This window comes from Segatella buccae ATCC 33574 (assembly GCF_000184945.1).
Taxonomy (GTDB): Bacteria; Bacteroidota; Bacteroidia; order Bacteroidales; family Bacteroidaceae; genus Prevotella; species Prevotella buccae.
Map to the genome: position 1 here is coordinate 81489 of NZ_GL586311.1, position 21509 is coordinate 102997.

Here is a 21509-nt window from a genome sequence, read left to right on the forward strand (position 1 = left end):
TTGCACCCTACAGGACGGAGACATGCCAACCTCGACTCCATTCCACTTGACATATAGCGAACTATTAAATCTTTCGAAAAAGCCTTACACGTCATTTTTCCACGCCCATCTTTCCGCCCCCTCCCATCCGTTTCATTCACCCCATCCGGCCCAAACGGCTTTGCAAAAGAGCCACACTTGGAAGCTCATCCGGGCCGAACGACAACCTCGAAGAGGCCCTCTTACAAAGCCGATCGGGCCGGATTGTCTCCCACATCAGGATGGAAAAAGCCCCTTTAGGGAGTTGGGGAGCTTGTCGGGAGCTTTGGGGACTAAAAAAGGGAACGCGTATGCGCTCCCTTTCCTACGGCAAAGATACGATATAAATGAGAAAAATGCAAATCAAGAAAGAAAAAACAGGACACTCAGCGCGTAGCGTCATACCTCACACAGAAAGTGTGACCACACATGCCTTGGGCACACGAAACCGCCCGACTCGCGCGGAAAACTCCGCCAACACCTCACCTCGTGTAAAACCGACGTGACCAACTGCCGTCTTTCTCACGCGTGAGCACCACAAGCCGTCGGTCGGTCAGCGTCTCTATCACAGAGTTGTCGCTCCCCTTGCTGTAGGTCACAACCAGTTGGTTGCCCGTCATCTGATAAGTGCCTGCCGTGGGATTCCACTGTCCGTCGTAGAATTCTTCAGTCATACACGACCCATTGCTGCGCAAAGTGAAACGCATGGCCAATTCACCCTCACGCTTAAACGTTTCCCGTTCGGTCTCCGTGGTTTCGGCATCAAACGAAACCTCGTTGACCATATACCACGTGCCTTGGATGTTCTCCTTGATCATGGGCAAATCGGCATCCTCAGAGCAGGCGGCAAAGCACATACCCACATAGGCCAGCAAGAAGGCCAGCAAAAACTGTCTTGGCGTTTTCATATCATCACGTTTGGGGACAAATATAGGAAAAAGTTTTCAATGTTGTATCCCGTCATGTGCATTTTTTGTTCTCACAAGACAAAAAGCACGGCAAGGATGCACACTTTTCCACATCTGTGCACCCTCCCAACTGCTTTCTGATAACAAGAAATGTCCATCAGGCATCCCACCCCCCGTTATGACATCTGTCACTCGAGAAGCACCGGCTGGCAGGAAAAGTTTATTCTTTTGCCTTTATTTTTTACTTTATTGACATTTTTCCTTACCTTTGCAAAAAACAAGCAATGGCAACGGAAAGCAACGACAACACTGAGAAGGTCATCCACTTCATGAACCAACTCGAACAGCTCGGCCTACAGCTAAAGGCGGCCGGCGACGAACAGCGGCTCACGCTCGGCCGGCTACTGGCCTTGAAAAAGAAAAAGAAGACAGACACCGAGGAATACGCCCGGCTCACGGAACGCAGCAAGACACTCCAGGCCCTCATAGACAAATGGCGCCCCGTGTATCTGGAACGCATGGCATGGGTGAAAGAGGTGCAGGGAAAGAAATAGAGCCGGGGCTTTGACAAGCGGCTGTAACGTTGCCGCCCGCTCTCCTATCCGGACGGAAAACACAGAAGACCGGCTCTCTCGCAGTTGAGAAAGCCGGTCTTCTGTGTTCTTAAAATATCACAATGCCACTATCCGCCATACACAAAGCGGTGGGCCGTATGCCGGCCCCGGGCCTCAATGCGCAAAATATACACGCCACCGGACAAGCCTTGCAAGGAGATTGCAGCTTCGCTTCTGCCTGCCACAGAGACTTGCCGCACCAGCCGACCGTTGACATCAAACAGCCTCAACGCGAGCAGACTGCCGCCACGCACCTCAATGACTTTATTGCCATGAGTCACGGCCAGTTCTTCACCGCCACCGTCTGCACTTTCTATACCTGTGGCCCCGCCATTGTCCGGAACATGCTTGCTGCCTTTAAAGGTAACATAATAGACGGGGATTCCGGAGTTTGAGATTTCAAAATCCTTGCCATCGCTGTTGCCATAGAGCACCATCCGATAGCGTCGTCCGTTGACAACCGGCAAGTCGGTATTCTTCAGCCAACCGCTATTCACTTCAACTACGGCTCCCGGCACCACTGTCACCTGCTTAGGAGATTTAGTGAGCTTCAACATCTGACGGGTTGTCATGTCTTGCAAGAAAATGCTGACAGTGCCTTGATAAGTCTTCCCCAAGGTGGTCTTGAGTCTGGCCATGACGCCCAACAGGCTGTACCGCCCAAGGTCGATTTCCTCGCGTGAGATTGCATCCCTCCCATCGTCATAGAACACAATTTCCTGATTTTTCAACCAACTGCCTGCCGACAAAGGCCGAATCTCCACAAAAGCACTTTCCTTGTCATGGAGTTTGCCCACCCGGTAGCGCACGGCCTGCCCGTCTTCAAGACCTCCCTGTCCGTCGTCTCCGATCACTTCAAGACGCACCTCATAGTGCCCGGGAGCAATGTCTTCGCCTAAGGTCAGGGGCACGGAAACATCGTTGGCAGAAAAACCGTCAAACTCAACAGCCTTCTGTGTTCTCCCCACACAGGCCACCTTGCCATCCTTGCCGAGCAACAGCATCTTCACATAGCCGTCACGAGGCACTCCACTCAAATTTTTGAGGGGCAAAACGACCGTCGTCTTGCCACCCGGCACAAGCAGTCCGTCCACCACCGGTTCGCCCATCAGCTGGAAACCGGCTTCCTGTTTGTTCAGTTCAGCAATGCGTATGTTGGCGTTCGTCAACTCTATTTCCATCGTGGGCGCATTCTTCATCTTCACCCACTCGTCCCACTTGCCGTCCGGCAGCAAAGCCACACACATCGGCACAAGCCGGTAGTAACCGTTTGCCAGTTCCTTCAAAGGCACGTTTATCGTCTGCGGCGTATTGATGAGTCCGTCGCTGATAAGTGATTTGTCCTCGTATTGGGCAAAATGCCGGTTGGTGAAGCCGCCAGAAGCATAATCGTCGGAGGGACAGATCGCGACACGCTCCCCTACCGAATCATAAATTCCGATACCGATGTCGCCCTTGAAGTTTTTCCCTTTATTCACGAAATGGCTCATAGCGACAGCCATCGTCCGGGTGCGTGGAAGCATCTTCTCTTCGGACGACGGCAAGACGAGATAGCCTTCACCGTTGAACGAGAGTTGCGGACTGTCTTCCAAAAGCGCCTTATCCACGGGCATACTGCCCGGTTTGTTGGGGTGCGCGACAATGGCCTCGACACCATAGCTGAAAGCCAACGGCCGACCTCCAAACTCGCTGCCGCTCTGGCTCACGTTGAGAGCCGTGAGCGAATAGTAGCCGTCACTCTGTCCTCCCCAACCGAAATTCATGTGGAAGAGTCCGTTTTCGTCAAATCCGTCGGCTACCCACGCATGGCCGGAGCCACCGCCTTTGCCCGAACCGGACAAATAGACAGGATAGCCGTTGAGCAATTCGCTTCGCAGAATGGCAGTAAAATTGGCAGCCCCTTCATTGAGTTTGCTGATGAACGCCACCGAATAGTCGAAGTTGTCTTTCAGGGCCTGATAGGCCAACCGACTCTGCGTACCGCTCGCCCGAGGCGTGTATTGCATCCTCACAGCGATACCCACATCGCTCATGAGTTTAGCAACGGCATCTTTCTGCACCTGCGTGGCTCCCCCAAAAGAGGCATAGGCGGGCAACATGTCGGCCCAAGCATAGTGTGAACGGCTGAAATCGGCCGACTTCTTCCGCCGGTCATAAGTCACGGTGTATTCCACCTTACCTTTCCCCGTTTCCGGCCAACGGTGATAGTACATCACCTGTGCCACCGCCGTGGCCACACAGCCGGTGTAGGGATAGCCCGTCATGCCGTTATAGGGTTCTGCCTGGCTCCATCGGCTTGCCAGCAGCGGGGCCACCGTCTTGCTGTATCGCGGAGTTTTAGCACGCTCGCCCGACACATGCTGAAGCCGTTGCAACTGTCTGAAACTACGCGTGTAGCCGGCCAACAACAACTTCACGCCGGGGTTGGCATGCAAAGTGTCGAGTTTGCCCTCGCGACTATAGGCAAGCACTTCGCCCATGTCGCCGTCACCGGAGACAATGACAAATCCCTTTCCTTGCACATCATTGAATATATAATAAGGTGTAACCGCATCCTTGCCCCCCTTTCCCTTCGTGGCCCGGGTGGAAATGTTTTTGGGCAAAGTGACATATTCCCGGGCAATGCGTAACGCCTGCCGGGGTGTCACCTGCTCCGCGCGGAGCGACAACAAGGGGAACAAGAACAGGCCGATGCCCACACACAAAGTCAAGGCGACGCTACCGAAGCGCAACCCGCATACAAAAATCGAGAACTTCTGATATGTCCTCTTAACTTGCTTTATCATTCTCACTAATTATTTTCTCGTAAATATCATAAAATCCAATGGCTTCCCCCAAGCGGGAAAGAGAACTGCCACCCACTCCGCAAAGGGCCTCAACCTTCTTTCAAGTTGCTTCTCCCCACACTTACAATCCCCACCTTCGGCCATTAGCATCATTTTGGGGGCTGCAAAGATAAGCACTTTATTTGAAATTAAAGAAGCTATCGGTAAAATTCTACCCGTCTTCCATACAATCCGCTTTTCAGACGATAACATCTCTAATGAAGGAATATCAATGGGATTAACCGATATAATCATCAAAACACTTCTACATAATCGGATAAACTGCAGAAGACATTCTGTATATGGAGTTGGAAACAGATAAACAGCAATTAGTGCAAGAATGATTCTTGCAAAAACAAGATAAATTATTTGTAGATAGAAAGAAAAATGCTATATTTGCCTTTCCTAAATATATAACAATAATGGAAAACAAAGAGAAACCTGAACCAATTTATTATGAATTGACAGATAAGCATTTCTGGGCTGCCTTTCTTAACTTGGCGCGCCACAATGTCTATACCACCATTAATCACATCAACAGACGTTTGGAAATAGCAGAGCTAAAAGACGATGGATATATGATGGGCATTAAAGGCAGCTGGAACGAGCAAGCGAAAAAACTCGACAAAAAAGTTCGGCTGAGAGACTTGATCATGAAACACTTTCCTTTTCTGGAAGCTGCAGCTTATGAAATGACAAACTCTAAAAGTCCCAACAATAAGGAGCAACGGGAAAAGGAACAATCCGAAGCCCTATCACTTAACAACTTGAAGAATGTTCTATTCATTTTCTTGGAAAAACTTCAGGTTCTCAGGAACTACTACTCCCATTACAAGTATTCTGAAGAATCCCCAAAACCGATATTTGAAACAAGCCTTTTGAAAAACATGTATAAGGTTTTCGATGCCAATGTGCGGTTAGTAAAGAGAGACTATATGCATCATGAGAATATAGACATGCAAAGAGATTTTACACATCTCAACAGGAAAAAACAAGTGGGACGAACAAAAAACATCATAGACAGTCCTAACTTTCATTACCATTTTGCAGATAAAGAAGGCAATATGACCATAGCAGGCTTACTGTTCTTCGTCTCTTTATTTCTTGATAAAAAAGACGCTATTTGGATGCAGAAAAAGCTAAAGGGATTTAAAGATGGCAGAAACTTGCGTGAGCAAATGACAAACGAAGTATTTTGCAGAAGCCGTATATCTTTGCCTAAGCTAAAATTAGAGAATGTACAGACAAAAGACTGGATGCAACTTGATATGCTTAACGAATTGGTTCGCTGTCCCAAATCGCTGTATGAACGGTTACGAGAAAAAGATAGGGAAAGTTTTAAAGTACCTTTCGATATTTTCTCTGACGACTATAATGCTGAAGAAGAACCATTTAAGAACACGCTTGTAAGGCATCAAGACCGCTTTCCATATTTTGTCTTGAGATATTTCGATTTAAATGAGATATTCGAACAACTCCGCTTCCAAATAGATTTAGGTACCTATCATTTCTCTATCTATAACAAACGTATCGGTGACGAAGATGAAGTTCGCCATCTCACACATCATCTATATGGCTTTGCGCGCATTCAGGACTTTGCACCACAAAACCAACCAGAAGAATGGAGAAAATTAGTGAAAGACTTAGATCATTTTGAGACATCGCAAGAGCCTTACATATCTAAGACTGCTCCACATTACCATTTAGAGAATGAAAAGATAGGCATTAAGTTTTGCAGTGCCCACAACAACCTCTTTCCATCTCTTCAGACCGACAAAACATGCAATGGAAGAAGTAAATTTAATCTCGGAACACAATTTACAGCAGAAGCATTTTTAAGTGTCCACGAATTGTTGCCGATGATGTTTTATTATCTGTTATTGACCAAGGATTACTCCAGAAAAGAAAGCGCAGACAAAGTAGAGGGAATTATAAGAAAAGAAATAAGCAACATATACGCTATCTACGATGCTTTTGCCAATAATGAGATAAATAGCATTGCAGACTTAACCCGTCGGCTTCAAAATACAAATATACTACAAGGCCATTTGCCAAAACAAATGATTTCCATATTGAAAGGCAGACAAAAAGATATGGGAAAAGAGGCTGAGCGCAAAATTGGGGAAATGATAGACGACACCCAAAGAAGACTTGACTTGCTCTGCAAGCAGACAAATCAGAAGATAAGGATTGGCAAAAGGAATGCCGGTCTGCTAAAATCGGGAAAAATTGCAGATTGGTTGGTAAATGACATGATGCGCTTCCAACCTGTTCAAAAAGACCAAAATAACATTCCAATAAACAATAGCAAGGCTAACAGCACCGAATATCGAATGCTTCAGCGTGCGCTTGCCCTTTTCGGCAGTGAGAACTTCCGCCTTAAGGCATATTTTAATCAAATGAATCTTGTGGGGAATGACAATCCGCATCCTTTCCTTGCAGAAACACAATGGGAACATCAAACTAACATTCTGTCTTTCTACCGAAACTATTTGGAAGCGAGGAAAAAGTATCTTAAGGGCTTAAAACCACAAAACTGGAAACAATATCAGCATTTTCTCATACTTAAAGTACAGAAGACCAACCGCAACACATTAGTTACAGGATGGAAAAACAGTTTCAATCTCCCCCGTGGAATATTTACCCAACCAATAAGGGAATGGTTTGAGAAACATAATAATTCAAAAAGAATATACGACCAAATACTATCTTTTGACCGAGTAGGGTTTGTTGCAAAAGCTATTCCCTTATACTTTGCAGAAGAATATAAAGACAATGTACAGCCTTTCTACGATTATCCGTTCAATATCGGCAACAGACTTAAACCAAAAAAAAGGCAATTCTTAGATAAAAAAGAGCGTGTCGAATTGTGGCAAAAGAATAAAGAGCTATTCAAAAATTATCCGTCTGAAAAGAAAAAGACAGACTTAGCTTATCTTGATTTTTTATCATGGAAAAAGTTCGAACGCGAACTGCGACTTATCAAGAATCAGGATATCGTCACATGGTTGATGTTCAAAGAACTATTCAATATGGCTACTGTGGAAGGATTGAAGATTGGAGAAATACATCTGAGGGACATCGATACAAACACGGCAAATGAGGAAAGCAACAATATTCTAAATAGAATCATGCCCATGAAGTTGCCTGTTAAAACATACGAAACAGACAATAAAGGAAATATATTAAAGGAAAGACCTTTAGCAACCTTTTATATCGAAGAAACGGAAACCAAAGTCCTGAAACAGGGCAATTTCAAAGCATTGGTAAAAGACCGAAGACTCAATGGGCTATTCTCATTTGCAGAAACTACAGACTTGAACTTAGAGGAACATCCTATCAGCAAATTGAGTGTAGACCTTGAGCTTATAAAATATCAGACTACAAGGATTAGTATCTTTGAGATGACATTAGGACTGGAAAAGAAACTCATAGACAAATATTCCACACTACCTACAGATAGCTTCAGAAATATGCTTGAAAGGTGGTTGCAGTGCAAAGCTAATAGACCGGAATTAAAGAATTACGTTAATAGTTTGATTGCAGTGAGAAATGCTTTTTCCCACAACCAGTATCCCATGTATGATGCCACACTCTTTGCTGAAGTTAAAAAATTTACTCTTTTCCCTTCTGTCGATACAAAAAAGATTGAGCTAAATATAGCGCCACAGTTACTGGAAATAGTAGGAAAAGCCATAAAAGAAATTGAAAAATCAGAAAATAAAAACTAAATTATGGATTATATGGAATTAGCGAAAGAGGCATTCTCTATAATATGTACCTTCATAGCAGCATACGTGGCCTATTACTATGCTATCAAGCAACTACACCAAAAAAGTGTTGAGAATATTGAATATGCCAAATACCAAGCTGTGTTACAAGCACATAAAAGCCTGTATAAACTACTCAGATTTACTACAAATACTGAAAATGAAGACAGCATATTGATTTGGGAAAAAACAAAAGATGGTAAGCAAGAAGCAACCTATTATTTTAGAAAAGAAAACATACGCAAATTTATAAAAGAGCTTTCCAAAGAAATATATAACGAAGGATGTGGTATTTTTATGTCAAAAGAGGCTCTGTCACTAATTTCCGAATATAGAAATATTGTTTATGGTTTCATGCTTTCCGCCCAAAACAATCCCCAAGAAACAATAAGAATAACTAATAGAGAGTCTGTAGAACGAATGAAAAAGATTCACCAAAACCTCTCGATAGAAATCAGACAAGCAATCAATCTGAAAAAACGAGATTTAAGATTTTAATAAATAAAAAGTGAGGAAGTATAACCTAAAAATAAAGAAAATAGATTGGAAATGAGTCGTTTACTAAATATCTGTTGCATCTGCCTTCTTTTTGAAAGGTAAAAACAACGGGCAGACAAGACGGAATGAACCGCATCCGGTTGCATCTGCCTTCTTTTTGAAAGGTAAAAACAACTGAAGGGGATGCAGGTGACACCCAATGCGGTTGCATCTGCCTTCTTTTTGAAAGGTAAAAACAACTAAAGGCACCACATATATCTGGCTGGATAGGTTGCATCTGCCTTCTTTTTGAAAGGTAAAAACAACTTGCCACCGACGACACCGTGAGGATAAATTGTTGCATCTGCCTTCTTTTTGAAAGGTAAAAACAACAAGCTGACTCATAGGTTCAATATTTCACTAGTTGCATCTGCCTTCTTTTTGAAAGGTAAAAACAACCCGAAGAGGGGAACAACGAACACAAAACAGGTTGCATCTGCCTTCTTTTTGAAAGGTAAAAACAACGATTAGTGGAAATAATTACAGTTACATGTAGTTGCATCTGCCTTCTTTTTGAAAGGTAAAAACAACAATCGGGCGTGTCCATAAATTCGGCATTGAGTTGCATCTGCCTTCTTTTTGAAAGGTAAAAACAACTATACCGATTTGTCGCGGTTTGAGATTTTAGTTGCATCTGCCTTCTTTTTGAAAGGTAAAAACAACTCGTGAAACTTCCTCAATGTCTCTCTGACGTTGCATCTGCCTTCTTTTTGAAAGGTAAAAACAACGAATCCGTCGTTGAAGTCCATATTGTAGAAGTTGCATCTGCCTTCTTTTTGAAAGGTAAAAACAACCGTAGTCTATATCGTCTGAATCATCACTGCGTTGCATCTGCCTTCTTTTTGAAAGGTAAAAACAACAAAGTCTATCAAGGACTTCATCTTTGGTTTGTTGCATCTGCCTTCTTTTTGAAAGGTAAAAACAACTTGTCACATCGCTAAATCCATTCAACCCTGGTTGCATCTGCCTTCTTTTTGAAAGGTAAAAACAACCGTCAACTTCCTGCATCCCATGGCCCAATGTTGCATCTGCCTTCTTTTTGAAAGGTAAAAACAACGCCTACGTGATATTGAAAGATGGAAATGTTGTTGCATCTGCCTTCTTTTTGAAAGGTAAAAACAACTGCTATTTTATGAATGAAGATTATTACCTTAAAACATAATATTTCGTCATCTCAAATTGAAACATGAGACAGTTATCATCAAATATTAAAGCAAATAATTTTTAAGAAGGATACAAAGTATATAACAAATATAAAAGAGAATTTGGGTCTTGTATGGAAATTCTATAAGAATCAAAAACTTATATAAAATACGCGATGGGATAAAACGTGATCAAACATACTCATCTTAAATGAAAAGAAAAATGAAAAATCTCTTCTCAAACAAGTCTTTGTCCCCTAAAAAAGACACAGCAAAAGATTCCAAGAGAACCTTTTGCAAGATAAACAAACCATCTTGCAGATTCTACAAGCCATAACAAAGGGACCTACACAATTAGGCCATGAAAAAAGGGAAGCACACATGCACTCCCCTTGCTAACAAAAAATTACAAAATAAATGGACAGGACGTAAAGCGACATGAAATAAGTCGACTACTCTGACATACCATCATCAAATTGACCGAAAACTCTTATCCGACTTTATTTTTTCTTCTCGGGAATGAGTAATGAGGCCCCTATACCTACGGACAGTACGGCAAGGATGAAGATGAGCGACCAAACAGCATCGATCTCTACATACTCATGAATCAGCAGCTTGACACCGATAAACAGCAACAGCAGGCAGACGGCGGGCTTGAGGTAGCGGAAACGGGCGGCCACACCAGCCAACAGAAAGAACATGGCGCGCAGACCAAGGATAGCAAAGATGTTGGAAAAGAACACCACATAGGGATCGAGTGACACGGAGAAAACGGCCGGAATGCTGTCGAAAGCGAAGATGAGGTCGCTAAATTCAATGAAAATGACTGTAACGAGAAGTGGGGTCATGTAGAGATGACCGCCACGGTGCTTCCCCACAACTTCATAGTCCTGCCCCTCCTTCTTGGCCCTCACAAAGAAAGCATCGCCGTGGAAACGGGGGAAGACACGAAAATGACCGGAGAGAAACTTCACCACAGGATGGGCGGTGACATCCATCTGCTCTTCCTTGTCGCGCTCGAAAAACATCTTGATGCCACTATAGACGAGGAAAACTCCGAAGACAAGCAATATCCAGTCGAACTTGGCAATGACCGTGGCACCGAGAAAAATAAAGATGAACCGCAAGACGATGGCTCCGAGAATGCCCCAGTTGAGCACCCGCTGATACTCCATCTTGCTCACACCAAACGATGTAAAAATCATCATCATCACAAAAAGATTGTCCACCGAAAGTGTCTTCTCGATGAGGTAACCGGTGATGTAGGAGATAGTCATGTGATGGCGGTATTGTTCCAATCCCCCCTCAAAGTCATTAGGGTCGAGTTTGAGATGGGAAGCATAGCGCCGGGCAACTTCCTGCAAGTCGGAGAAATTGTTGATACCATGTACCAAATCACCGTGAAACCATAGGAAAACGGAAAAAAGCAGGGCCAAGGTGATCCACACGGCCGTCCATGCGCCCGCCTCCTTCATCGACACTTCGTGAGCCTCCTTGTCTATCACCAGCATGTCGAGCATCAGAATGCCCACGATGAACACTATGAAACAGCCGAAAAAGATGATTTCTGTATAATGCATACTTTCCTATTCTAAACAGGGCACAAAGATACGAAATATCCGCTTAACAGACGCTACATCTTGATGATATTCATCGGATTTTTTCTACAACATCTATTTCTAGGGATATGGAGAAGCCGGCGACAGAACAATTATTTCATTTACCGGTCCGTCATTTAAACCGATGTGCCGAACGGCGTATGCAAGTTTTCTTCCCCACAATATAGCGTTCTAAAATAAAAAGTGTACCTTTGCAGTTGGTTATGGACGGATTAGTACTTGCGCTGATGATTCCATTCATCGGCACCACTCTCGGTTCCGGCTTCGTATTCTTCATGAAAGAAGAGATGCCGGCAAAGTTGCAAAAGACCCTCTTGGGCTTTGCTTCCGGTGTGATGGTGGCAGCCTCCATCTGGTCGCTGCTCATACCGAGCATGGAAATGTGCTCCGGCATGGGCAAGGCTGCCGTTGTCCCGGCAGCTGTGGGACTCCTGGCCGGCATGGCATTTCTCCTGCTGCTCGACACCATCACCCCCCACCTGCACATCGGCAATGCCCTCCCCGAAGGCCCCCATGCCCACCTCTCGCGCACAGCGATGCTCGCGCTCGCGGTCACCATCCACAACATCCCCGAAGGTATGGCCGTGGGTGTTGTCATAGCCGGTGCCTTGCAGGGCGGAGACTGGATTTCGCCGACGGCAGCCATGGCCATGTCGCTGGGCATCGCCATACAGAACATTCCCGAAGGAGCTATCATCTCTATGCCCATGAGGGCGGCGGGCGGCAGCCGGATGAAATCGTTTATCATGGGAACTTTGAGCGGAGCGGTGGAACCTATCGGTGGTTTGGTAGTCATTCTGCTGGCCTCGATAACCACACCCATCATCCCCTACCTGCTCGGTTTTGCTGCCGGTGCCATGTTCTATGTCGTCATCGAGGAACTCATTCCGGAGGCCTCCGAGGGCGAGCACAGCAACCTGTCTACCATAGGCTTTGCCATCGGTTTCGTGATAATGATGGTCATGGATGTGGTGCTGGGCTGACATCGGATAGCATCTATCATGCATGGCAGTCTCAGAAAACCCCAGTGCGACCGTCTTTTCTGCCTTAAAAAAGCATAACACTTACTTTGAGGTATTGCGAAAGACAAATAGATTAGCTATCTTTGCACACAGATACTATTGTTTTTTAATAATTATAAGATTATGGTAATTGAAAAAGTTCATGCAAGAGAAATCCTCGACTCAAGAGGTAATCCTACTGTTGAAGTGGAAGTGACATTGGAAAATGGCGTTATGGGACGTGCCAGCGTACCGTCGGGCGCCTCAACCGGCGAGAACGAGGCTCTCGAGCTGCGCGACGGCGACAAGGCCCGCTATGGCGGAAAGGGTGTCCTAAAGGCCGTTGACAACGTGAACAACGTGATTGCTCCCGCCCTGAAAGGATTCAGCGTACTCGAACAGCGCAAGATCGACTACAAGATGTTGGCACTCGACGGCACTCCCACCAAGAGCAAACTCGGTGCAAATGCCATCCTCGGTGTGAGTCTCGCCGTGGCCCATACGGCTGCCAAGGCCCTCAACATTCCGCTCTATCGCTACATCGGCGGTGCCAACACTTACGTGCTGCCCGTGCCCATGATGAATATCATCAACGGTGGTGCCCACTCCGATGCGCCCATCGCTTTCCAGGAATTCATGATTCGTCCGGTAGGAGCTCCCAGTGAGAAAGAAGCTATCCGCATGGGTGCCGAGGTGTTCCACGCTTTGGCCAAACTGCTGAAGAAGCGCGGTCTGAGCACAGCTGTTGGTGACGAAGGTGGTTTCGCTCCTGCCCTTGATGGCATCGAAGACGCTTTGGAGAGCATCTGCCAGGCCATCCGCGACGCCGGTTACGAACCGGGCAAGGATGTGAAGATTGCCATGGACTGTGCAGCCAGCGAATTTGCCGTACAGGAAAATGGTCAGTGGTTCTATGACTATCGCCAGCTGAAAGACGGCAAGAAGAAGGATCCCAACGGCAAGAAGCTCACTGCCGACGAGCAGATCGCTTACCTCGACGAACTGATTACCAAATATCCCATCGATTCTATTGAGGATGGTCTCGACGAGAACGACTGGGAAAACTGGGTGAAGCTCACAGCCAAGATCGGCGACCGTTGCCAGTTGGTGGGTGACGACTTGTTCGTGACCAACGTGAAGTTCCTCGAAAAGGGTATCAAGATGGGCGCAGCCAACTCTATCCTCATCAAGGTGAACCAGATCGGTTCGCTCACCGAGACCCTCGAAGCCATCGAAATGGCCCACCGTCACGGCTACACCACTGTGACCAGTCACCGTTCGGGTGAGACGGAAGACACCACCATCGCCGACATCGCCGTGGCTACCAACTCCGGACAGATCAAGACCGGTTCGCTGTCACGCACCGACCGCATGGCCAAGTACAACCAGCTCATCCGCATCGAGGAAGAACTGTGCTGCTCTGCCCGGTATGGTTACACCAAGTTGAAGTAACAATCACTCAGACGGATGCATCAGCTTCGTATCAAACGCGTCTATTCGGAAGCAGACCCCACCGACGGTTATCGGATTCTCACCGACCGCCTGTGGCCGAGAGGCATCGCCAAAGACAAGGCTGCCATTGACGATTGGGCCAAGCAGATTGCACCGACAGCAAGTCTCCGGCAGTGGTTCGGCCACAAGCCGGAGAACTTCGCACCGTTTAAAGAACAGTATATCGCCGAACTGAATGCCAATCCCGATGCGCCACAATTTGTGGCCAAATGCAAACGGCTGTTGCAAGACACCGATGTCACGTTGCTCTATGGAGCGAAAGACGAGGTGCATAACCACGCTGTCGTGCTAAGAGACTGGATACTCGGATAAGCGGATATGACATAATGAAAAGGGAGGGAGCCATCAGACTCCCTCCCTTTTTCGTTCTCCCTTACCAACGGCATGGGCAAGAACCGGTAGACTTCAACCGCGCATAGCTATCAAAAAGAAAAGCTGAAGACACGTCCCTGCCCGTTTCCACCTTTCGAAGGGCCTTACAATAAGCCCTGAAACCGACCATTTCCGGGACAAGAAAGATGCCGACTCTAAAAAAAATTCACAACAAACCAACTGCCACACAACATGAACAAAGACCTCCTGTCGTTTTACCACCGCCGGGTTGCCCACTACGCAGCAATGGCCGAAAGATTGAGGAAGCGCAACAAGCTGTTCATGCTCTCCTCCTTCCTCTCTTTCATGCTCATCCCCGCCTGCATCGGGTTCTATGCCTCAGCCGACAAGGGACAGCTGTGGCTGATGGCGGGCCTACTGGCATTCCTACTCTATCTCGCCATACGCTATCTGGACAACAAAAACGGCAAACAGATAGAACATGCCGAAAACCTGCTCAGCGTCTACGAAAAGGAAGAGGCCTATCAACAAAACCACTTCTCAAGGTTCGGCTCCGGCGAACAATACATCGACCCACAACATGCGTTCACTTACGATTTGGACATTTTCGGCAGCGGTTCTCTCTTTCAGCGGATGAACAGAACCATCACCACGGGAGGCAGCGACACGCTTGCGGGCTATCTTGCCGATGTACGCATGCGCCCCGTTGGGGAAATTGAGAAACGGCGGGAGGCCATCCGCGAACTCGCCGAATGCGAACCGCTGCGCGCGGCGTTTTGTGCCCACGGACAGAAACATATCATCAACACAGCCGAAATACTCTCCGCGCTGAACACCATCAAGGACATCCGCATTTCAAAATTCGCCCTCTCGCGGCTTTCCTTGGGCATGGCCGGCTTGGGCATCGGTCTACTGGCCGTCACAACCGTGCTGGCCGCGACCGGCAACCTGTCTCCTGTCATTCCGGTGGCATGGGCTGTGATACAGCTCTTTGCCGTGCAGACGGCCTGCGCCCGGTCGCTGGGAAAAATCAACAAGGTGGTGGGAAAGATGCACACCCACCTGCGGGCATACATCAGCCTCATCAGACTGATTGCCGCTTCCGACCTGAAAGCGGCCGAAAACCGCGAAATCATTACTGCCATAGCAGGAAAGGAAACCGATGCCATCGCTTCGTTCGAGCAACTGTCAAGGCTGCTCGACGGACTCGACCAACGGGGCAACATCATGGGTCTCATCCTCTTCAACTCACTCTTTGCCGGCGACTATTTTCTTGTGCGGAGGTTCCTGAAATGGCAAGTCCGCTACATGCCTTGCATCGAAGACTGGATAGCGGCCGTGAGCCGTTTCGACGCACTGGTGTCCCTCGCCACCTACCGCTACAACGAACCGCAGGCCGTCGATGCCGAGATTGTGGACGAGGAGCAGGTAGTCTATCGGGCAGAAGGCATCTACCACCCGTTTTTGGGCGAAAAAGCCGTGAGCAACAATTTCTGCATCGACGACCGGCACTACTACATCATCACCGGAGCCAACATGGCCGGCAAGAGTACCTTCCTGCGCACCATCGGCGTAAACTATCTTCTGGCTGTCAACGGGCTGCCCGTATTTGCCGATCGGCTCACTCTTTCGGTGTTCTCGCTGTTCACCGGCATGCGCACCACCGATGACCTCAACCACGGCATCTCCTATTTCAACGCAGAACTGCTGCGCCTGAAACAACTCATGGAGAGCTGCCGGCGGTCGTCCCGCACACTGATTATCCTTGATGAAATACTGAAAGGCACCAACTCGCTCGACAAACTGAACGGTTCGCGCCTTTTCCTGCAAGAGATTGCCACCCTCCCCGTGACGGGCATCATCGCCACCCACGACTTGGAACTGTCTAAAATGGCCGATGCCATGCCCGACCGTTTCCACAACCATTGTTTCGAAATACAGCTGTCGACCGACATCACCTACACTTACAAGATAACGCCCGGTGTCGCCCGCAACCAAAATGCCACCTACCTGCTTCGCAAAATGCTCCTGACGCATTGAAAACAAGCCGGAAGGCTGTCACCGCTCCACCTCCAACACATACACCGGTTGCGGCTCCACGCTGACGGTTCGTTCGCCATCACCTTGCCTCGTGTCCTGCACGAAGAGGTGGAGTCGTTTCCGGCTCTTCCAAAGTTCGGTGTCGTGGGTCGGCTCCCAAGCATTGACGGGGAAATCAGTCAGGTCTGCCGTCTGCCATTCGTGGCGTTTCACATTCCGGGTGTAGAACATCGAGACACAGCTGCCGCGCTCCACATCCCGGAAGAGATAATACACCCTGCGACCGTCGACCACGATGCGGGGCCGGGCAATGGGTATCATCTTCGTGCCCCCACCCTTGAGCGTAAACGGCGTGTGGCGTGAGGAGACCGTTTCGCAGTGCCACTGCCGACCATCGTTCCACACCAGCCGGTATTGTGGTACACCGGAATCGCTGTCGCGCCAATAGGTGGCAATGTAGGGATGGCCGTGGCTGTCGGCACTCATGCTCGTCTGGTTGATGAGTTCCGAGTTTTGCGGTATGCGGCAGGCATACTCCGCATTACCGAGACGGATGGGAAGGCTGTAAGGCTCACCCGTAGACTTCTGCCACGTCTTGCCGTTGTCCACGGAGCGGGCATAGCACAGGTCATGATTGGTCTCCACCAGCCACGATTCGCGCCACACCCACGAGAGATGAATCGTGCCCCGCTCGTCCACATAGAGTTGCCAATAGGCGTTGCGGGCGTTTTCACCATCGATGAGCACATCCTGCACGCGCTCCCATTTGCGTGTGGCCACGGAGTAGCGGTTCATCACCAGATTGCCGCGGCCCGAGCGACCCGAGCGATAGACAAACAGCAGGTCGCCGCCCTTGAGGGTGTAGAACTCGGGATAGGTCACATTGTCTTCATCTATGCCCGTCATGGGCAGCTTCTCCCCCAACTCCAGTGAGCCCGGAGCCACACTGCGGCAATAGTTCAGGCGGTGGCCGTGGTGGTCGAAGGCCACGTGCAGGTAGCCGTCGCCGTCGAGCATCATGCTGATGACGTTGTGCCCGTCCTTCACGTTACCGCGATATTGCGTGCGATGCAGCTGCCAGGCTTCCTCGTTCAGTTTTCGCTTGCCCAGTGTGAGATAGCCGTCGCCATCGTAGTAGCTGATGTATTGTTCGCCGCCGTGGGTCACCAGAGAGTTGTTACGAAACACAGCCGTGTTGACCGATGTGCGGCTGTAGCCCTTCCCCACCGACACCAGCCGTCCTGTATGGGGAGCCCCCGCCTGCAGTTTGTTCTTTTCCCCCTCGCCCGCAAAGCCAACTACGGGGCATACCATCAACACCGCGAACAGTGATAATAAATGTCTTTTCATCATCTATCTAACAAAAGTTTTTTCATTCCACCTTATTATATATCCTTTCGCCATCCTCCTGCATTCTTTCATCTGCACGGGAAACGGCAAAACGGCCCTTGCGCAAACCGGAAGTTTCTTCTCTTTGCGGTCTCGGCTTTCAGTCATTGGGCTTTCGAAAGCAAAGATAATAAAAAGAATCGTCAGGCAGTGGGGATAAAATGAGAAAAAAAGGGGACTAATCGTCCATTATAGCTATTACAGCCGAATACCGACACAAAGCGCTGGCAAATGACAGGGTACAACATAGCGGTGTGTCAACATTATTGACCTCCCACCCCGTTTCATCCTGCCCGTTTCCACGAAGTGATTTCTTCCGGCCCGAAATACTCGATTTTCAGGACAGTTTATAAATCCCTATCAATCACCCACTTGATTTATTTTGACATCCCAAACGATCTCTCAAAGGTTGCAAAAGAGCCTCAATGAGCACTTGAAAGAGCCCGTTTTGTCTCCTCACTACAGCCATCCAACACGCCCAAACGGCCCCTTTCGCACTGCCGGTCGGCCCAAATGGGAAAAACAGCCGGCCCTTTCGCCCTTCCAAGAGCGTTTTTCCCACCCCGCTATCACCTATTTGAGCAAAACAAAAAGTCCTGCCTTTTTACTTTTTGTCATACTTTTTTATATGTCATAATAGGTACAATACCACTTAGAATAGAAGCGAAAAGAGACTTGAAGATAGAAAAAATCGCTTTATGCCTTAATTTTCATCAAAATTAAATGTTCCATAAATATTTTTATATATCTTTGCACTCGAATATCAAGTACGCTATGTGTAGGTGTGCGTTATAAAGAGTTCGACTTTGAAAAGAGCGTTTGAAATATTGTCTTTTATCTGAAATCTGCAAAATTTCAACTACCAAAGACAATAGGCAGTACGCTCACGCTTGGGATTATTGTACCCTTACCAAGGGCATAATATCCCTCACGGTGTGGGCTATTGTTTGTTGTTTGGTAGTGGGTATTGCAGAACCTCAGATAAGACAACATTCAATAGTTCCCACGCTTTTACTATTTATATTAACCGCTTACTTCTGGGAGACAGTTGGCAAAACGCTCACACATGAAACAGTTTTTTATAAATAAAAATGATTGTAAGTCGTATGCTTGTTTAGAGATTGCTGATAATACATGGGAAGGTTATGTCATCGTAAAATTTCGTTCCCCATTAGATTGCTCTAAATTAGAATTCATTCATGTAAACAATAATAATGGGGAAAAGGCAAGACACGAAATTACAGCATTTAAATGTCTATCGGATCAAATGGAATGTGAATCTGAATGGAAAACGATAGATGAAAGATACATAGCACCTATCTTCTCTAAAAATGAGCTTTCCACTCTTCAAAAAGAGATAGAGGACTATCTAAATAAAAATAAAAAGAGATAGTATTTGATAAGGTATGAGTATACTTACATTTCTTTTTAAAAAAAGAAAGAGAAAAAATCAATTCTGCTCACCATTTCGAAGTTAAAACTCGTTAGAAACTTGGTGCTATGGGAAAAAAGGATTATCTTTGTGGCGTAGTAATCATTTTTATATAAAGGAGGCATGAATATGTGTATATTGGAAAAGATGCAAGAATTTGCTGCCAATGGCATACGTGTGTTCGGAAAGGCTTCCAAAGGACAGTTTCATTCGGAGTCTGAAGCCGTCAAAGCCATTAAAAAGGAGATGATGGAAAGAACGTCCGACCGCCGTGATGACATCGAAAGTCTTTTGCAAGACAAAAAGAAAGTCGAAGCTGATATTCGCAAGAGCTTTAATAACCTTATTCTGATCAATGGGTAAGCAATCTATTAGCAGAAAAGAGACGCAGGTCTCTATGGGAGATTCAACAGGAAAGCAGCTCGAACAGACAGTTTCCGTTGATGACAATTCTCTGCCCTCTCCCCAAGAGTTGGCTCAATATCAACAAATAGACCCCGATATTGTCAGGTTTTTGATAGAAACTTCTGTCAAGGAACAAGCCCACCGCCATCGTATGGATGATGAAAAAATGAAGCTTCTGAAAAATTCAGAACGAAAGAACACTCGTATGAATTGGTGGGGGATGTTTTTTGCTTTTCTATCTCTTATTTTATTCATGGGGGTTGCTGCTTTTGCCCTATACTTGAATAAGCCGTGGTTTGCAGGAATCTTTGGAGGGACTGCAATCTTAGCTGTAATAACAACCTTTGTGGAAGCTGGTAAGGATTCTGCTAAAAGTAAAAAATAATTTGGGTAAAAAAATACCATTAAGGTGAGATTTGTTCTCGCCTTTCTCTTTACTTTCCAACTCTTACTCTCTGACTATTTTGTTACCTTACCGAAACAAATAGGAAAACGGGGTCAGCCGATATTTTTTCTATCAACTTAGGAACAAAAAAGAAAAGGGTAGGAAACCTCGCGGTTTCCTACCCTTTCTCATCAAAGTCGGGATTACTGGACTCGAACCAGCGACCTCACGCCCCCCAGACGCGTGCGCTACCAACTGCGCTAAATCCCGATTTGCGAGCGCAAAGGTACGCACTTATTCTGACATTTGCAAATTTTATAGCACTTTATTTTGCCTTTTAAGTGATTTATCGTAAATTTGCACCATATAAAATCCAAGATATGAAGCATCCTCTCCTCCTTTTTCTAATGGTTGTGGGACTCCTTTTGGTCTCGTGCAAAAGTGAAGACGACCTGCCACTCGAGACGGCGGGCATTGACCAAGACGAAGACAACACGACGGCTAAACTTGACGAGTCGTATGTCTATCAGTTGCCGGTGGTGTTTCATGTGCTTTATCAAGATGCTTCCGACAAGTCGCAATACGTGGATGCGAACAGACTGAAAGAGATTTTGCAGAACGTGAACGACCTTTGGAAGGGCAACATATACGGCGAAAGCGAGAACATGGGGGTACACTTTGTGTTGGCCAAACAAGACGAGGCGGGAAAGACAATGCCCATTCCGGGAGTGGAATATATCAAATATGAAGGCACTTACCCTATAGATGCCTATGACTTCATGAAGCAGAAAAGCAACCTTAAATATATTTGGGATCCTAATGAGTATATCAATGTAATGGTGTACAATTTCAAGGAAGAAGAAAAGAGTGGGCTTCTGCTGGGCATCTCACACATGCCACTGACCATCAAAAGCGACTCGGCGCTGGCCGGACTGGAAACGACGGAATATCGCAAAATTCCCAAAAACCGATTGTCTTACGCCCCTTGCACGTCGATCAACAGCAGTCTGCACAACGGGAAATCGATCATTAACACTCAGTCTACACGCTATACTTTGGCCGACAAGGGGAAAAAAGGCTATGAATATTCATCGGCCGATGTCAACGTGACCTTGGCACACGAACTGGGGCACTATCTCGGCCTGCACCATGTGTTTGCCGAAGAAAAGAACGACAAGGGATATACAAGCATCGACGACTGCCAGGACACTGACTATTGTGAAGACACTCCCAGCTATAACATCTTGGAATATAACAAAATGCTGACGCAATATATCAAACAAAAAAAGCAGAATCATGAGCAGGTGCAGATGAAGGATGTGGCCAAGCGCATCAACTGCAGCAACGAGAGTTTCCTCTCGGAGAACTATATGGACTATGCTATCAGTTACAGCTTCAGATTTACGCCCGACCAAAAGAAAAGGGTGAGAAACGTGCTCTACTACAGTCCGCTGATACCCGGTCCCAAGAAAAACGGTGCCAACGGTGTGCCTCCGGCAACACGCGCATCAGCCGACAACGGCAAGCCCTACGACCTGCCAATCACCATCGTTAAATGAAAAAGAAAATCTTCTTAATA

The 21509-nt window shown here is 46.9% G+C and carries 16 protein-coding genes, 1 tRNA gene and 1 CRISPR repeat array; of the genes, 11 read left to right on the top strand and 6 right to left on the bottom strand.

The annotated features are described in order from the left end of the window. Positions 1-500: 500 nt before the first annotated feature. Positions 501-926, bottom strand: a complete 426-nt coding sequence (locus HMPREF6485_RS00315; protein ID WP_004343578.1) for a lipocalin-like domain-containing protein — start codon at positions 924-926, stop codon at positions 501-503. A 284-nt stretch (positions 927-1210) separates the two neighbouring features. On the opposite strand from HMPREF6485_RS00315, the gene HMPREF6485_RS00320 reads away from it, so the two are divergent. Further along, on the top strand, positions 1211-1480 hold the full coding sequence (locus HMPREF6485_RS00320) for a hypothetical protein (RefSeq protein ID WP_004343970.1): 270 nt from the start codon (positions 1211-1213) through the stop codon (positions 1478-1480). A gap of 128 nt (positions 1481-1608) precedes the next feature. On the opposite strand, the gene HMPREF6485_RS00325 is transcribed toward HMPREF6485_RS00320, so the two are convergent. Both HMPREF6485_RS00325 and HMPREF6485_RS14210 read right to left on the bottom strand, forming a co-directional pair. Beyond that, the gene (locus HMPREF6485_RS00325) at positions 1609-4326 is read right to left on the bottom strand and encodes a thiol protease/hemagglutinin PrtT (RefSeq protein WP_004343971.1); all 2718 of its coding nucleotides are present in this window, start codon (positions 4324-4326) and stop codon (positions 1609-1611) included. 9 nt (positions 4327-4335) lie between these two features. Beyond that, entirely contained in the window at positions 4336-4620 is a 285-nt protein-coding gene (locus HMPREF6485_RS14210) for a hypothetical protein (protein ID WP_004343972.1), read from the bottom strand. A gap of 92 nt (positions 4621-4712) precedes the next feature. On the opposite strand from HMPREF6485_RS14210, the gene cas13b reads away from it, so the two are divergent. Both cas13b and csx28 read left to right on the top strand, forming a co-directional pair. Beyond that, a complete protein-coding gene (gene cas13b / locus HMPREF6485_RS00335; RefSeq protein ID WP_004343973.1) occupies positions 4713-8096 on the top strand; it encodes a type VI-B CRISPR-associated RNA-guided ribonuclease Cas13b in 3384 nt (1127 codons plus the stop codon). A 3-nt stretch (positions 8097-8099) separates the two neighbouring features. Beyond that, positions 8100-8633, top strand: a complete 534-nt coding sequence (csx28, locus tag HMPREF6485_RS00340) for a type VI-B CRISPR accessory protein Csx28 (protein WP_004343974.1) — start codon at positions 8100-8102, stop codon at positions 8631-8633. Between the two features lie 73 nt (positions 8634-8706). Next, positions 8707-9795: a CRISPR direct-repeat array (repeat unit 36 nt; unit sequence GTTGCATCTGCCTTCTTTTTGAAAGGTAAAAACAAC). 519 nt (positions 9796-10314) lie between these two features. Here the strand turns inward: csx28 and HMPREF6485_RS00345 are convergent. Further along, complete coding sequence (locus HMPREF6485_RS00345; protein WP_004343583.1) at positions 10315-11394, bottom strand: TerC/Alx family metal homeostasis membrane protein; 1080 nt, start codon at positions 11392-11394, stop codon at positions 10315-10317. A 242-nt stretch (positions 11395-11636) separates the two neighbouring features. Here HMPREF6485_RS00345 and HMPREF6485_RS00350 point away from each other — a divergent pair, with 242 nt between their 5' ends. From HMPREF6485_RS00350 to HMPREF6485_RS00365, 4 genes are all read left to right on the top strand, one after another. After that, a complete protein-coding gene (locus tag HMPREF6485_RS00350) occupies positions 11637-12416 on the top strand; it encodes a ZIP family metal transporter (protein WP_004343584.1) in 780 nt (259 codons plus the stop codon). Between the two features lie 162 nt (positions 12417-12578). Further along, the gene (gene eno / locus HMPREF6485_RS00355; protein WP_004343585.1) at positions 12579-13886 is read left to right on the top strand and encodes a phosphopyruvate hydratase; all 1308 of its coding nucleotides are present in this window, start codon (positions 12579-12581) and stop codon (positions 13884-13886) included. A gap of 15 nt (positions 13887-13901) precedes the next feature. Beyond that, positions 13902-14258 (top strand): DUF488 domain-containing protein, encoded by a 357-nt coding sequence (locus HMPREF6485_RS00360; RefSeq protein ID WP_004343980.1) that lies wholly within the window; start codon positions 13902-13904, stop codon positions 14256-14258. Positions 14259-14510: 252 nt separating this feature from the next. Further along, complete coding sequence (locus HMPREF6485_RS00365) at positions 14511-16319, top strand: MutS-related protein (RefSeq protein WP_004343981.1); 1809 nt, start codon at positions 14511-14513, stop codon at positions 16317-16319. Positions 16320-16337: 18 nt separating this feature from the next. On the opposite strand, the gene HMPREF6485_RS00370 is transcribed toward HMPREF6485_RS00365, so the two are convergent. Further along, positions 16338-17669, bottom strand: a complete 1332-nt coding sequence (locus HMPREF6485_RS00370; protein WP_407636078.1) for an alpha-l-rhamnosidase — start codon at positions 17667-17669, stop codon at positions 16338-16340. 1105 nt (positions 17670-18774) lie between these two features. On the opposite strand from HMPREF6485_RS00370, the gene HMPREF6485_RS00375 reads away from it, so the two are divergent. The 3 genes from HMPREF6485_RS00375 (at position 18775) to HMPREF6485_RS00385 (ending at position 19930) form a co-directional block, all read left to right on the top strand. Then, complete coding sequence (locus tag HMPREF6485_RS00375; protein ID WP_004343985.1) at positions 18775-19101, top strand: hypothetical protein; 327 nt, start codon at positions 18775-18777, stop codon at positions 19099-19101. A gap of 186 nt (positions 19102-19287) precedes the next feature. Continuing rightward, positions 19288-19503, top strand: a complete 216-nt coding sequence (locus HMPREF6485_RS00380) for a hypothetical protein (RefSeq protein ID WP_239664128.1) — start codon at positions 19288-19290, stop codon at positions 19501-19503. A gap of 34 nt (positions 19504-19537) precedes the next feature. Further along, a complete protein-coding gene (locus HMPREF6485_RS00385; RefSeq protein ID WP_239664127.1) occupies positions 19538-19930 on the top strand; it encodes a DUF2335 domain-containing protein in 393 nt (130 codons plus the stop codon). A gap of 197 nt (positions 19931-20127) precedes the next feature. Here HMPREF6485_RS00385 and HMPREF6485_RS00390 read toward each other — a convergent pair. Then, positions 20128-20200 (bottom strand) — tRNA-Pro (locus HMPREF6485_RS00390). A gap of 110 nt (positions 20201-20310) precedes the next feature. On the opposite strand from HMPREF6485_RS00390, the gene HMPREF6485_RS00395 reads away from it, so the two are divergent. Then, the gene (locus HMPREF6485_RS00395) at positions 20311-21489 is read left to right on the top strand and encodes a zinc-dependent metalloproteinase lipoprotein (protein WP_004343989.1); all 1179 of its coding nucleotides are present in this window, start codon (positions 20311-20313) and stop codon (positions 21487-21489) included. Positions 21490-21509 lie beyond the last annotated feature (20 nt).

Excerpts from the sequence above, each read along its gene's own strand:
- HMPREF6485_RS00325 (WP_004343971.1), bottom strand. The coding sequence starts at position 4,326 with ATGATAAAGCAAGTTAAGAGGACATATCAGAAGTTCTCGATTTTTGTA.
- HMPREF6485_RS00360 (WP_004343980.1), top strand. The coding sequence starts at position 13,902 with ATGCATCAGCTTCGTATCAAACGCGTCTATTCGGAAGCAGACCCCACC.
- eno (WP_004343585.1), top strand. The coding sequence starts at position 12,579 with ATGGTAATTGAAAAAGTTCATGCAAGAGAAATCCTCGACTCAAGAGGT.
- HMPREF6485_RS00375 (WP_004343985.1), top strand. The coding sequence starts at position 18,775 with ATGAAACAGTTTTTTATAAATAAAAATGATTGTAAGTCGTATGCTTGT.
- HMPREF6485_RS00315 (WP_004343578.1), bottom strand. The coding sequence starts at position 926 with ATGAAAACGCCAAGACAGTTTTTGCTGGCCTTCTTGCTGGCCTATGTG.
- HMPREF6485_RS00350 (WP_004343584.1), top strand. The coding sequence starts at position 11,637 with ATGGACGGATTAGTACTTGCGCTGATGATTCCATTCATCGGCACCACT.
- HMPREF6485_RS00320 (WP_004343970.1), top strand. The coding sequence starts at position 1,211 with ATGGCAACGGAAAGCAACGACAACACTGAGAAGGTCATCCACTTCATG.
- HMPREF6485_RS14210 (WP_004343972.1), bottom strand. The coding sequence starts at position 4,620 with ATGATTATATCGGTTAATCCCATTGATATTCCTTCATTAGAGATGTTA.
- HMPREF6485_RS00395 (WP_004343989.1), top strand. The coding sequence starts at position 20,311 with ATGAAGCATCCTCTCCTCCTTTTTCTAATGGTTGTGGGACTCCTTTTG.
- HMPREF6485_RS00370 (WP_407636078.1), bottom strand. The coding sequence starts at position 17,669 with ATGAAAAGACATTTATTATCACTGTTCGCGGTGTTGATGGTATGCCCC.
- HMPREF6485_RS00365 (WP_004343981.1), top strand. The coding sequence starts at position 14,511 with ATGAACAAAGACCTCCTGTCGTTTTACCACCGCCGGGTTGCCCACTAC.
- HMPREF6485_RS00385 (WP_239664127.1), top strand. The coding sequence starts at position 19,538 with ATGGGAGATTCAACAGGAAAGCAGCTCGAACAGACAGTTTCCGTTGAT.
- HMPREF6485_RS00345 (WP_004343583.1), bottom strand. The coding sequence starts at position 11,394 with ATGCATTATACAGAAATCATCTTTTTCGGCTGTTTCATAGTGTTCATC.
- HMPREF6485_RS00380 (WP_239664128.1), top strand. The coding sequence starts at position 19,288 with ATGCAAGAATTTGCTGCCAATGGCATACGTGTGTTCGGAAAGGCTTCC.
- csx28 (WP_004343974.1), top strand. The coding sequence starts at position 8,100 with ATGGATTATATGGAATTAGCGAAAGAGGCATTCTCTATAATATGTACC.